A 13,376-nucleotide genomic window follows, 5' to 3' on the forward strand; every position below is an offset into this window, starting at 1 on the left:
TAGGAGAGCCAGATGGCACGAGTATTTTCCGCAGACATCACTCACAAGATTGTTCCCGAAACCGTGTTTGGCACCACGCCAACGGCATCTGCCACGATGAGTGAACTTCCACTAAGCACTGACCAGAACCTACTGGTCGCCGAAGCAACTTCCATCAAGAGCAACACCAAGCGTCCAAACAACGCAGGCAACGGTAGCCAGCGTGGTATGAGGGCTGTTTCGGGCGCACTGAACATGCGCGGCTATTACGGCGTCGTTCCCAACATGCTCATGGAAGGTTTGCTCCGTTCCGCATTTGCTTCGAAGGTTCTCAAGGCCGGTACCACGGACAAGAGCTTTTCGATCATCCACAAGCTGGCCAGCGATCAGGTCAAGACCAATGTCGGTTGCGTCGTTAAGGGCCTAACCATTGATGCCAAGGCCAACGACGTTGTGAACTTCGATTTCGACGTGATGGGTATCGATCAGATCGTCGGTGCCACCGACAACGCTCTCGCAGTTGTACCAACCGCATACGTTGGTCCGGGCGAGTATGAGGGCAGCGATGTCGTCAGCATCAACGTCGCGGGTCAGACGGTATCGTTCTCGGAACTCAGCTTCCAGATTACTGCTGATCGTACCCAGTCGCCCGTCCTCGGCAGCACCACCGGTCTAGCGTTCGGCTACAATGGTGCGCGTGAGATCAAGGTAACGATCAAGGCATACAGGGACAGCCTCGCGCTGGACCAGAACCTCACCGGTCTGGCACAGGCGTTCAGCTTCAACCTCGGCACAACCGGTGCGGGCTGGTCGTTCTCCTGCCCGACTATGTTCTTCGATATCCCCAAGGATGAGCAGAACAACGGTTCGGCATACGTGACGATCACGGGTACTGCTGGTTACGACAACACGGCAGCTTCGGACGTCGTCATCACCCAGCTTTAATCTCAGAGTTAGGCTGCTCGGTCCTCCTCCTATTTCACCCGCAGCTTGGCATGGCGTGAGACCTAACCGTCTCACGCCATAGTCGTATCAATAAATAGTTGCGGTCAAGGAAATAGGAGGACCGCAAGTATGTCTCAGTTCGAGTTTGATTTTGTAGAGCGTTACGACGCTGAACTAGCCGACGAAGGCCGCGAGTTTGATGTTTATGCCGAGAACGGCAGTGTGATGGGCAAGTTTACCTGCGCTCTGTACTCGCAAGAAAACCGCCGCGTTAAGCTCGTCACCGAGCGTGTTCGCCGCAAGCACATGAAGGACCTGCGCCTCAAGCCTGACGACAACGAACTGAACGAGCGCATCGCTCGGGAGATTTTCGTTGAAGCCGTTCTGCTTGGCTGGTCGGGTATCACGTCGGGCGGCGAGGAAGTGCCTTTTAGCAAGGAAGCTGCGCTGGCCTACTTCTCCCACGAAAAGGGCAAGTTCGTGTTTGGCAAGCTACTGGCCGAGAGCATGGACCCGCTGAACTTCCAGGCAGAGGACAAGGCTGAAGTATTGGGAAACTAATCAGCTACAGCGATTGGGCGAACGGGGATGGACCCAGCCTGATCGCTGACGCGGCTACGGGGAATCCTTACGCCGCCAAGATAGTCGCGAACGCACCCAAGCTGGAATACCGATACCATTATGATGCCTTCAACGAGCTATCGAGTGAACGACATTACGCAATGGGACCAGCACCAATCCCCGTAAGCATCATTGAAGCATACGCGCGACGAGATGAACTGACGAGGATTGAAACAGACATTTTCGTCTATGTGATCCGTTGCCTGGATCACTATTTCCTCAAGCAAATAGCAGACAGAAACAAGGCGGCTGGCTGAGAGGTCAGCCCCTTCCACGAGTAAATACACTATAATTTTGGAGGTGTATTTCGTGGCTGACGCAACGGCAACCATTCGTATTGATGTAAACACGTCCGGTGGTGAAGCCAACGTCCGTCGTCTCAATCAGGAACTCAACGGTCTCACTCGATCCGCTGCGAGCGGGCGTGCGGCCAACGACAATTACAACAACAGCATCAACCGCGCAGCCGGTGGCATGGGTCGCGCCGCTGGACAGGGTAACCTCCTCTCTCGATCGATCGATGACATTCGCCAGCGTGCCGCTGGTACGAACCCAATTCTCGGTACGATGGCTGACCGTCTTGGTGGCATCAGCACCAAGGCCGCAGCCGCCGGCGCAGCCATTACCGTTGCCGTTGGCGCAATGGTCCAGGCCACGAGCGCTGCGAACAAATACGCCGACGTTCTCGCCAAGATCAGCACCAACGTAGACACCAGCAAGTTCAACATGAAGGAGTTGAGCGACGGCATTCTCGCGCAGAGTGCCGCGTTCGGCGGCATGCCGGTCGATCAGGCTGAAGCAGCCTACGACATTATTTCGGCTGGCGCGGACAGCGCATCGCAAGCCCTCGACATCCTCAGTGCGTCCAATGGCCTAGCTGTTGGCGGCATCACCAAAGTGGGTGTCGCTGCCGACGGCCTAACGAGCATCCTAAACAGCTACGCGGGCAAGGGTCTGACCGCTGCCGCTGCCAGCGACGCCATGTTCATCAGCGTCCGCGACGGTAAGACGACGATCGAGAAGCTTTCCAGCGAAGTCGGCAAGGTAGCCCCGTTGGCCGCAACGATGGGCGTGAGCTTCGATGAGGTGGCCGGTGCGCTGGCTGTTCTCACCAAAGGCGGCATTAACACCAGCGAGAGCGTAACCGGCGTCCGAGCCATTCTCTCCGCGATCACCAAGCCCAGCGACGAAGCCAAGAAGGCAGCAAAGGGACTGGGGCTGGAATTCAACGTGGCTGCGCTACAGGCCAAGGGCCTTCGTGGCGTCCTACAGGATATGGCCGACAAGACCGGCGGCAGCACCAGCAAAATGGCTGTTTTGCTTGGCGGCGTTGAAGCGCTCGTTCCCGCGTTGGCCCTCACCTCCAACAAGGGCAACGAGTTTGCCACAACAATGGATCACATGGCCACCAAGGCCGGTGCGACTAAAGCGGCAGTCGACAAGATGCTGGAGGGCTCGCCAGCAGCGCAATGGGCGCGTGTCACGGCATCGGCTAACGCAGAGCTGGTCAAGCTTGGCAGCACGGCTTCCACGTTCGCGGCTCCCGCATTCAAATTCCTAGCCGACAATCTCAGCACCATCGTTACGCTTATCGAGGTAGCAGTCATTCCGCTGTCTCTTCGCATGGTGGCGATCTGGGGTACGGCGGCTGTTCAGGCCATCACCACGTTGGCGGCGACGGCAGCAATGCGCTTTGCCTCGATGGCGGCGGCGCAGGGCGTCCTTGCTGCTAGCACGGCTACATTGAGCGCAGGCTTCTCAGGCCTACTCAGCATGTTCGGTGGCCCCCTTGGTATCGCGATCGGTGCCGCTGCCTATGGAATCTATACCCTCGCCAGCAATTCCAGCAGCGCCAACGCCGAGATCGAGCGACTGGCCGCAGCAGCAGGCAATACGGCATCTCAGGCCAGCAATACCAACGTCCAATCCCTCCAGGCAGCGCGCGGTGTCAGCACGTTCGGTGGACAGGCTGGCAAGGCAGCGGAGCAGCTTTGGAACATGGCAGCGGCAGCAAAGGCCGCTGCCGTTCAGACCGCTCGCCTCCAGCTTACAAAAAGCCTGGGTACTTTCCGCGAGGTCAACGATCTCACGGACCGTGGCTTTGGTCGCGCACAGGCTCGCGATCAGCGCACCGTAACGGATCCCAATGCCAGCATCGGCGAACGCGCTAGCGCTATCGGATCGCAGGTACAGCGCGGCTGGAATAAGCTGTGGGCTCCTCGTCAGGAAGTGGTCGTCGCAGCACGTAACCGCGCAATGGGTGACGTTCGCGCGGCGCAGGCCGCTCTAGCTGCCGCGCAGGGCAGCAAGGAAGAAAGTTTCCTTCCCAAGCCCGTTGCCACCGACAAGCCATTTGCCGACAAGCCCGATAGCAAAAAGGACAAGGGCGCTGACGATGCTGCCCGCCGTCTCAAGCAGGAAACGGAGTTCTGGCAGAAGCTGAACGACGAGGTTGATGCCGCAAAACTCTTCGGTATCGAGCAGCAGAAGATTACCAAGGAGCAGGAACTTCACAAGTTGCTGGCTCGGGACCTAACCGCTGCGGAGAAGCAGCGCGTGGATACTGCCGTCATCGATCTTGCCAATGCCAAGGCTGTCACGGACCTCAAGCAAAGCGCTTTCGAACTCACCAACAAAAACCTGCTTCTTCAACAGCGGGCAATCAGTCTATCTGATGAAGAGGTAGCGGTTCAGGATGCCCTAGATAGCAAGAAGCTGGCAGCTCTCAACGCGGGCGTGAACCTCCAGGATGCCGCCTATCAGGCAGAGTTGAAGAACTACGAGGCGGTAGTTCGTACCAACGTCCAGCAGGAGAAGCGCAACGAACTACTCAAGCAGGCCAACGACATTGCCAAGCGATACAGCACTACCTTTGCCTCGCAAACTGACATGGCGCAGCTTGAAAAGGAACGTCTCGCAGTTGTGGAGGCATACGCAAAGGGTGCCTTGAAGGACGCACTTGGCCAGAACGTAACCAAGACAATCTTTGACAGCATCATCGCCGGGTTCGATGCTGCCGCTGTTGAGATTAGGAACCGACCGCTTGAGGTAGTTGCCAACTATACCGGCGACGGCAGCTACGCGGCACAGATTGGCGCGATCAACAAAGAGAATGCCAACTATGCGAGCGCCAAAGCCGCTGTTGCTGCTAGCGGATTGGACGCGGAGTCGCAGAAGCGACTGAGCGCCGACGTTGAGCGCGCTCACGCGCTTGGGATGACCAAAGCCACCCGCACTGTTGCCAACAAGTTTGTTGACGACATGACTGCCGGTATCAGCGAACTTGCCGACTTGTTCGGTGGCGCTATGGGTGAAGTGCTTAATGGCTTTAGTCAGGCCATTAAGAGCATTCAGGGCAACGCAAACGGCACCAGCGGTCTATCGCAGATGTTTACGTCGTTCAGCAGCAAGCTGGGCGAAGGGTTCAAGAACGGCAACGCTTCCATGCTCGACGTGGGCAAGGGTCTCAAGAACTTGGGCAATCCCCTGGGCGACTTGAAGAAGTCCTTTGATCCAGCAGCAGGCGGCGGCGCGCTCAAGGGCATTGGCACCGCTGTCGGTGGTGCGATGGCTGGCCTTCAAATTGGCGAGAAGATCGGCCAGCTTGGAAAAGCACTGGGCCTCAAGGGCAGCGAAACTGGCGCAAAAATCGGCGGCGCTATCGGCGGACTCACGGGCAACCCTTTGATTGCGGCAGCGGCATCCGCTGTGGGCGGTCTCATCAGCAGCATATTGTACAAGCCCAAGTACGGTACAGCTTCGATCACTGGTGGTTCAGCATCGAGCGTCAGCGTCACGGGCAACAAGTCGTCCATGAAGGACAATGCCAGCGGCGCAGCAGGTAGCGTACAAGCTGGACTTGCCGACATCGCGGCCAAGCTGGGTGGCGCAGTTGGTAGCTTCTCCGTTGCCATCGGCCAGTATGACGGCAAGTGGCGCGTTCGTGACGATGCCTACAGCGGCAAGCTCAAGTTCAAGGGCGCAGCACAGAACGGCCTCCACGACTTTGGCAAGGATGGCGCAGAGGAAGCTATCGCATACGCGATCCAGAACGCAATCCAGGATGGCGCAATCACGGGCATCGCTGACTTTATCAGCAACGCACTCAAAGACGCGGGCGCGGAGTTCGCAGTGTCGTTGATGAACGCCGTAAAGAATATCAACAGCGAACTTGATGGTATGCTTGACCCAATGGGTGCTAGCGTTCGCGAGGTTATCGACCCAGTCAACGAACTCATCACGCAGATGAAGAAGTATGGCGCGACCTCGACCGACGTTGCCAAGCTGGAGCAATACAAGACGGAGAAGATGAAGCAGTTGCTCAAGGAGCAGACGGCCAACTTCCGTTCCATCCTGGACGACCTAAACGGGTCTGCTGGTGGCTTCACAGCCCTAACTCAGCTTACGGCGGAAATGGATCAGCTAAAAAAGTACCAGGGTGATCTAGCAGCGGGCAAGACGGTCGATCAAGGCGAGTATGGCTCGCTGATCGACAAGATCATGTCCAACGCTCAGTCGGTCTATGGCACCAACAGCACGGACTACCAGAACATCGTTGGACAAGTCCGCGATGTCACGACCAGCGCAATCACGGCTGTTACCAACGCCATCAACTCCGCAAGCGGTAACTCACTTGCCGACCCCACAAGCGCCATCACTGCGCAGACCGATACGCTGGCAAGCCTACAGGGCGTAGCCAATGACTACGCGGCTCAGCAAGTCGAGATCATGACCGAAATGCGCGACAGCATCCGTGACCTCAAGAGCGGTAACGGAGTGTACGCGTACAACGGTCGCTTGGCCGTGGCTTACTAAAGGGAGGCTTAAATACAAACATGCCAACTCAATTTGACACCGACCACGCCGCTTTCGTTAGGCAGGAGTATCGACGCGCCACTGTGGTAGCCACCGCAGTGAAAGCGCGCAATGCTACTGCCCGCGAAGTCACACTGGATACCAACTTGGATCAGGCAAATGCTACACGTATCGCCAACAACATCCTTACTGACAACGTGAAGCCTCGCGCCTTCGAAGTCGAGTTTGAGGGAACCCTACCCGCAAACGCGATTCAGGGTGGCCCCCCAGCTTTCATTCTCAACAGCCGCCGCCTCGCCAATTACACGGTTAAAGCCTTCTCGATCGTTGAGGATTACGAGAAGAACACAACGACCATCCAGGTGCGCGGCTAATGGCAACCGTCCTATGCGCCCCGCAGAGCTTCAGCGTGAACGCCTCAAGCGAGCAGGCTACTGCTCCCGCATCCAACGCCCTTACGCCCTTCCCAGGGGTTGTATGGCGCTCCAACGGGCTTTCGACGGTGTACGTAACACTAGCAACGTCGGGCGCACCGATCGACCTTATCGCTCTTGCGGGATCAAATCTCCGCAGCACGGATACCGTGCGCGTTCGCGGTAGCAGCGCAGCGGCAATGACCAGCCCGGTATTCGATGTAACGGTTTCCGCTTGGTCGGGCACGGCTCCCAATCGGGGTGCGACAACACTGATCCAGCTTGCCAGCGCGGTTACGCCCGCATTCGTCCGCATCGATATTACGAGCACTGGCAATCCTGTCGGATATGTCGAGGTTCAGCGGCTTGTCGTGGGCAAGAAAGTGGTTTGCGATGGCGTGGATATTGGCTGCGAGCATGGCTTGGAGGATCAATCGCAGTCTGAGGATATCTTGGGCTCGACGGTCTTTGACGAGTTCCGAGTGCGGGATAGTTGGAAAGCAACTATCAGCAACGTAAAGGAAACTGATTACTGGACTATTTGGGTTCCGTTCCTCCGTGGAATTGGCAAGACGCGCGACTTTCTGTTCGTGCCCGAAACAGACCCGGCATTTCTCCAAAACCAAGCGATCATGGGGCGGATAACGTCAAACGCCAAGGGTAGCTATCGGAGTAGTGACCTGCTGCTAGTGGACTTGAACATCCTCCAAGTGTGATAAGTCCGACTCCTCCAACGTGTAAATACACGCATGAGGACCATTCTACTTGAAGTCTCGCCGCTACTGAACGGCGTTCCCACTGCTGTTCGCCTTTGCGGTACCGCATCGGGATCGGCCACCACACAGCTTAACGGCGTCCCGTGGCTCCCCTGTATCACAAAGCGTCACACGCGAAGCCGTAACTTCGGTCGAGACGGCGTTCTAAGCCCCATCGACACCAGTTGGGGCAGCGTGGAGTTCTGGTTGAACAAGGACTTTGGCAACGAGACTTGGGGTGGATACGAATGGAGCGGCGCGGCTGCTCGCATTTTCGTTGGTGAAGAAGGTCAGCCTTTTGCCAGCTATACCCAGCAGTTTGAAGGCAACGTCAGTAGCCTAGACCGCACTGGTAACAAAGCGACTATCGCGCTCCTCGGTCCCGAGAGCAGCCTAACGGTACCTCTCCTGAACCTGACTTATGGCGGCACTGGTGGTGCCGACGGCATGGTTTCCATGAAGGGCACGCTCAAGCCCCGCGCCTTTGGTACCTGCGAAACCGTCGCCCCCGTACTCGTTGATGGCGCGAAGTACATTTATCAAGTTCACGGCTACGGTCCCGTTTCAGCCATTCCTTACGTTTACGAGTTCGCGCAGGCATTCGACTCTGCCAAGTTCAAGGGCGACGTTGCCAGCTATGACACACTCGCGGCCCTAACCCTCCTACCAGCGGAGTATGCTACCTGCCTGGCGCAAGGCATGTTTCGTATCGGCGGCGCTCCTCGCGAAAAAATCAGCGCCGATGTTGTCGTTGGCAATACCGACGTGGCGACCATCGCACGCGTCATGCTGGGCGTTGCGGGTATTCAACCGGCCAATATTGGCAACCTGTCCATCTTCTCCGGTACCAACTGGAGCCTCTACCTCACCGATCAAGCGGAGGTGTTGGACACTGTTCGCAACATGGTGTTCCAGGCCGGTGGCTACATCTACGCAGACGGCACAGGCATTTGGCAGGTAGGCGATTATTATGCGCCACAAACTGCGATCGTCCTGAACGACGATCGCAGCACGTTCCCGCTTGTACGCAGCATCAAAGAACTCAACGCCAATGGACCCGTTTACAAGGCGAGCGTTGGATACCGCCGCTGCTGGAACGTCCATAGCGAAGGCGAAGTCAGTCCCGCACTTGCTCAGATCAGCGATGCGCAGATTGCCGCCGCTGCGCAAACCGCTGCCGCCTTGGAACTGGCGCAGCAGGTACGCGACGACAGCAAGGTCGCCAAGGATCGTCTAGACGCAATTGTTAACGATGGTATCTTGGATCGATCTGAAAAGGTCCAGCTAGTTCAGACCTTTTCTGCCGAAAGCGCGCAGCAAACGGGTCTCCAGAACCAGAGCACCAATGTGGACGTGCGGTTTGAACGCGCCATCCTCTCGGACGCGTTCGCCAATCTCAGAAGCTACCTGGAGGGCCTGGCACCCAGCTACACCAATACCACCCTTGATACGCCGATTGATCGCGCCGCCTTCGATGCTCGCTGGCGGGATTACTGGCTGGCCAAGCAAAACCTGCTCAACGCATTGGCTGGTCGCTCGGGCTTTACGGCGACCTGGGACGGGACAACAGGACCCAATAAGCCACAGGATAACGCAACCGTTGGCGCCCCTGTTGGTACGAACGTGGGCGGTCGCCCTGTCGTCCAATTGCTGTCCGACACTGACCAAGCCAAAGCTGACGCCGCCAAGGCCGCACTTGATGCCGCAAACGCCAAGACCGCAGCCGATCAGGCTGCTGCTGACACCGTAGCTGCCAAGCTTCGCCTCACGGCCATCGAAGCAGACGGCATTCTCGATCGCAGCGAGAAGGCAGATGTGGTTTTGCGGTTTGCCAACGCGACCGCCGAGCGGATGGGATTGCTAAACAAGGGTGCGGAGTTCAGCCTGTCCGTTGAACGGACGGCATACAGTGATGCCTACGACGCCCTGGTCTCGTACCTCAACGCCCTGAACCCTGCGTATAACGACAGCACGCAGGACACGCCCATCGACCGTGCGGCGTTCAACGCCGTCTGGACCCGCTACTTTACGAGCCGCCAAGACCTCCTCAACGCCATTTACACCAAGACGCGCACGGCTGCGGAGGCCGCACAGGCAAACTCCGACAAGGCGGCGGCGGATGCGGCAGCGGCGAAGCTGGCAGCAGATGCCGCCAAGGTAGCAGCAGACGCAGCCAAGGCCGCTGCCGATGCCACAACGGCCAATTTTACCGCAGCCCGCCTAACCCAGCTCCTTCAGAAGCCTATCGACGACATCGCCAAGGTCACGCTGGATTATGGCGCGCAAAGCCTCACGACTAGCAAAGACCTGTTCGACCGCAACGAGCGATCTGTTCGCAATCTCGAAACCCTGATCCTCAACGAAGACGGCACAATCCGCATTGAGAAAATCAGTGAACTTAGTGCCCGCATCGCGGCTGGCGTGGCCGGTGAGGCAACCATCCGTGATGCCCAGATCAAGGACGTGAAGCGGCTCTATCAGGCTGGCGACGCCATCGTTGCCGCAGATATCTCGACGCTGGGTGGCAGGATCACAAAGGAAGTTGGCGACGTGAAGACCGCCTACGAGGGCGCAATCCGGGATACTCGTCAGGCGGTCATTGATGGCGACTATGCGCAGGCACTTCGCGCAGACGCACTGTCTGCTTCCATCACGGGTTTGGTTCAGCCCGGCGGCAACATCTATAATCTGGAAGCAGCAGTTCAGCGCATCGACAAAGCGGAAGTCGATAACAACGGGGCACGCGCACAGGAAACACTCAACCTCAAAGCGCGATTGGATAACGTAAACGGCGCGTCTCTTGAGCAGTCGTTTACTACCTACGCCAACAAGGTAGACGGCATCGGTGCCCAGTATGTTTTGAAGGTACAGAGCGAAGCCAACGGCGTCGTTGCGGTCGCCGGTATGGGGCTGGCTTCTAGCAACGGCAAATCCGCCGTCGTGTTCAACGCGGATGCTTTTCAAATCAATGTACCGGGCGCTGGAACGATGCCGGTCTTCCAGGCCGATGCTCAGGGCGTCTACATGCCCAACGTCCGTGCCGATAACATCAAAGCCGGTGCCATCGACTTCGAGTTCATTAACAAGCAGTCACTCCTAGATCCCGCTGGCGGATATCAGGCATTGCCCGGCGGAATGTACATGATGTGGGGTCGGTATCGTCAGACCATCCGAAACGAAGCGGTGTTCTACGTCAGCTTTCCAATCGCCTTCCCGTCGATTTGTTTGAGCTTCCAGGCGACCCCGTACCTAAACACGTTCAACAACGAACGGGACTTGTGGATTCAGATCATCGGTCAGCCCAGCCAGTACGGTGCCTCTGTCGCAACACAGGCCGCGCGTCGGGACGACCAGTACCTGGACGGCTTCGACTGGTTCGCGATTGGAAGATAACGTGTCCGCTTAAATAGTGGATGGCGATATTCGAAACAGCAGGAACGATCAACGTAACTACCGGCTCAACGGCAGTCACGGGCAATAACACAAACTGGATTCCATCTTACGATGGAGTGGCACTTGTCATCGCGGGCGGCTTCTATCCCGTAGCGTCGATCAATAGCCCAACTAGCATCACGCTCCTGGAGCCCTACAACGGCCCCACTGCCAATGCGCGCAGCTACGTCGTTGCGCCGATCGCAGCAAACAACCTGGATTTGACCAAGCAGACCCTCAGCGTGTTGAAGGTCGCCAGCGATCTAACGCGCATCGGTGTTGGACCGGCTGGCCCCGCTGGTCCCGCTGGCCCCAAGGGTGGCGACGGAAACAGCGAGAATGTCGTCCAGGCCATCGAGGGTGCGCCGAGTAAAAACAAGCCGTCCGTTCAGGATGAGGTCGCGATGATCGATAGCGAGGACAACAGCAAGTTGAAGCGCGTCCGCTTTGACACGCTCCGCAGCACGCTCGCAAAACCAAACACCATCACCAGCCTGTTCGTCTATTACGGCTACCCGATTGCGCTCAACGGCTTGTACAACGTCGATGCCGTTATCGCAGCCATCAGCAAGTACGATATCTGGGTTTGCGGAGACACCTATCAGCATCCCACGCAGGAGGTGTATGCCTCAACCGTCCAGATCATCAAGGGAGTGCGAGCCAAGGGAACGAAGGTTTACGGCTATGTGCCAATGGGCTTTAGCCAAACCATCGCGCAAAAGATTGAGGGCATCGACCAGTGGCATGACATTGGCGTCGATGGCATCTTTCTCGATGAGTACGGTTTCGACTATCAGGTAACTCGTGCGCAGCAGATTGTTATCGTGGACTACGCGCACTCGCGGGGACTGCCCATCTGCGCCAACGCCTTCATCTTCGAGGATGCCGTCTGCGACAATATCAACGAACTCGTATGGCCCAGCAACGACTTCCGATACCAGAACTTTGCCAATATGAACCCCAACAATCTGCCTTCGCCTCATAAGCCCGGTGACAGCTATCTGATTGAGAACTTCGTTTACAACTACCTCGGCCCTGCGAACAAGTTCGATGTCCAGGAGCGCAACCATTTGATCGCGCTTCGAAACAAGAAGCTGAAAAGTCCTATGTTGATTTGGGGACTGGCCGTGTTTCCCGAGCGCACCGACGCCTACGGCACCATCGACTTTAGCAAGATGGGTTCACTACCCTACTCCGATGTGCCCGACTACATTGCGGCCAATGCCTTCATGTTCGATCTGGATGCCGTTGGCGCGGGCGCATACACGTTTGGCGCGGGCAGTAAGCCAGTTGAGATGTTCTTTCCTGGACTGCCACCGGAAGTGAACACGGCGGAGATGGCGCAAAATCCCGTGTTCTCAAACCTTGTCACAGCAGTGGCGTATCGGGACTTGTCGCGGGACTACCGACTGACAATCACCAACAGCGACACCAAGCAAGCCGTGACGATCAGCAGCGCGTCTTCCAAGCTGTTGAAAAGTACGTCCAACGGGTGAGCGGGCGGTCTGACGTTAAATAGTAGCGAACGCCACTCTTGGGGGCCTCTCTGGAGGACGATCGCATGAAATTAACTGGACTCAAAAAGCTACTCAAGTCGGAACTGGTTCGCAGCATCGCTCGCGAAGTCGTAACCGTCGTCGTACTCAAGAAGTCGACCACGCGTAAGTGAGCGAGCGTCAGACCCTCGTTGCGTTTGCGGTGCTGGTCGCCGCGATCTGCTACCTCGCGACGATCGCCGCCGTATTGGCCTTCTACGGGAAATATGCGGAAGCGTTGGGCTTTGGCGGCCTCACAACCGGCCTCGTCGGCGTCCTGGGCACGTTTAAGCCCCGCACGACCGAGCCGGATCAACCTCAGCCGGTAAAGGTGGCAAATGGCCCCCAGGACCCCGTACCCGTGGAGGGCGCGTGATGAGCGGCAATAACCAGAACAACGACAAGCCGGTCACGCTCAGCGAAATCATTCAGATGATGGCGGTGATGAACCCGACACCCGCGCCCGTCGCTGTCGTCGCTCCTGCGGTAGATCGAGACGGTGACGCTGGGGTCACAAAGCTAATCGTCGGAGGTATCGTCGTATTGATCGGCGTCATCATGCTTGGCGTGTTTGGCTGGGTCGGATCGAGCGTCAACGGCCTCAACACGACGGTGACGAAGATGAGCGCCAACGTGGACCAGCTTCAAAAAAGCATTGCAGACCTCCAGCAGACGCAAGGAACGGCCACGCAGCAGCTTTCCGACATCAGGACCCAGAATGCCCGCCAGGATGCCCGTGCGGACGCCGTTGAAGCCGATCTAAAGCGCATGAAAGAACGCATCCGCATGGCGGAAGGTCAAAGGCCTCTGACCGGTGATACCGGCGATCTATGACGAAAGCGGACGCGCAGCGGATCCTTCTGCGAGCCTTTGTATCGACG

General features: G+C 57.5%; 10 protein-coding genes. All 10 read left to right on the plus strand.

Going from position 1 to position 13,376, the window contains the following annotated elements; genetic code table 11:
- Nucleotides 1-12 precede the first annotated feature (12 nt).
- The 10 genes from ASF00_RS09330 (at nt 13) to ASF00_RS09370 (ending at nt 13,329) form a co-directional block, all read left to right on the plus strand.
- On the plus strand, nt 13-924 hold the full coding sequence (locus ASF00_RS09330; protein ID WP_156348278.1) for a phage tail tube protein: 912 nt from the start codon (nt 13-15) through the stop codon (nt 922-924).
- Between the two features lie 129 nt (nt 925-1,053).
- Nucleotides 1,054-1,485, plus strand: coding sequence for a hypothetical protein (locus tag ASF00_RS09335; RefSeq protein ID WP_055877778.1), 432 nt, complete (start codon nt 1,054-1,056; stop codon nt 1,483-1,485).
- A gap of 80 nt (nt 1,486-1,565) precedes the next feature.
- On the plus strand, nt 1,566-1,802 hold the full coding sequence (locus tag ASF00_RS19335; RefSeq protein WP_443024404.1) for a phage tail assembly chaperone: 237 nt from the start codon (nt 1,566-1,568) through the stop codon (nt 1,800-1,802).
- 52 nt (nt 1,803-1,854) lie between these two features.
- The gene (locus tag ASF00_RS09340; RefSeq protein ID WP_156348279.1) at nt 1,855-6,360 is read left to right on the plus strand and encodes a phage tail tape measure protein; all 4,506 of its coding nucleotides are present in this window, start codon (nt 1,855-1,857) and stop codon (nt 6,358-6,360) included.
- Nucleotides 6,361-6,380: 20 nt separating this feature from the next.
- Nucleotides 6,381-6,734: a hypothetical protein gene (locus ASF00_RS09345; protein WP_055877787.1), complete on the plus strand. Its 354-nt coding sequence runs from the start codon at nt 6,381-6,383 to the stop codon at nt 6,732-6,734.
- Nucleotides 6,734-7,489, plus strand: a complete 756-nt coding sequence (locus tag ASF00_RS09350; RefSeq protein ID WP_156348280.1) for a hypothetical protein — start codon at nt 6,734-6,736, stop codon at nt 7,487-7,489. Before ASF00_RS09345 ends, ASF00_RS09350 begins: the two co-directional genes overlap by 1 nt.
- Nucleotides 7,490-7,735: 246 nt before the next feature.
- Complete coding sequence (locus tag ASF00_RS09355) at nt 7,736-10,921, plus strand: gp53-like domain-containing protein (protein WP_156348281.1); 3,186 nt, start codon at nt 7,736-7,738, stop codon at nt 10,919-10,921.
- A 20-nt stretch (nt 10,922-10,941) separates the two neighbouring features.
- Nucleotides 10,942-12,456: a hypothetical protein gene (locus ASF00_RS09360; RefSeq protein WP_156348282.1), complete on the plus strand. Its 1,515-nt coding sequence runs from the start codon at nt 10,942-10,944 to the stop codon at nt 12,454-12,456.
- Between the two features lie 169 nt (nt 12,457-12,625).
- Entirely contained in the window at nt 12,626-12,871 is a 246-nt protein-coding gene (locus tag ASF00_RS09365) for a hypothetical protein (protein WP_055877800.1), read from the plus strand.
- A complete protein-coding gene (locus ASF00_RS09370) occupies nt 12,871-13,329 on the plus strand; it encodes a hypothetical protein (protein ID WP_055877805.1) in 459 nt (152 codons plus the stop codon). Before ASF00_RS09365 ends, ASF00_RS09370 begins: the two co-directional genes overlap by 1 nt.
- The last annotated feature ends 47 nt before the right edge of the window (nt 13,330-13,376 follow it).

Origin of the sequence: Sphingomonas sp. Leaf34, from assembly GCF_001421805.1 — a bacterium.
In the GTDB taxonomy this organism is placed as follows: Bacteria; Pseudomonadota; Alphaproteobacteria; order Sphingomonadales; family Sphingomonadaceae; genus Sphingomonas.

Excerpts from the sequence above, each read along its gene's own strand:
- ASF00_RS09330 (WP_156348278.1), top strand. The coding sequence starts at position 13 with ATGGCACGAGTATTTTCCGCAGACATCACTCACAAGATTGTTCCCGAA.
- ASF00_RS09335 (WP_055877778.1), top strand. The coding sequence starts at position 1,054 with ATGTCTCAGTTCGAGTTTGATTTTGTAGAGCGTTACGACGCTGAACTA.
- ASF00_RS09345 (WP_055877787.1), top strand. The coding sequence starts at position 6,381 with ATGCCAACTCAATTTGACACCGACCACGCCGCTTTCGTTAGGCAGGAG.
- ASF00_RS09350 (WP_156348280.1), top strand. The coding sequence starts at position 6,734 with ATGGCAACCGTCCTATGCGCCCCGCAGAGCTTCAGCGTGAACGCCTCA.
- ASF00_RS09360 (WP_156348282.1), top strand. The coding sequence starts at position 10,942 with ATGGCGATATTCGAAACAGCAGGAACGATCAACGTAACTACCGGCTCA.
- ASF00_RS09370 (WP_055877805.1), top strand. The coding sequence starts at position 12,871 with ATGAGCGGCAATAACCAGAACAACGACAAGCCGGTCACGCTCAGCGAA.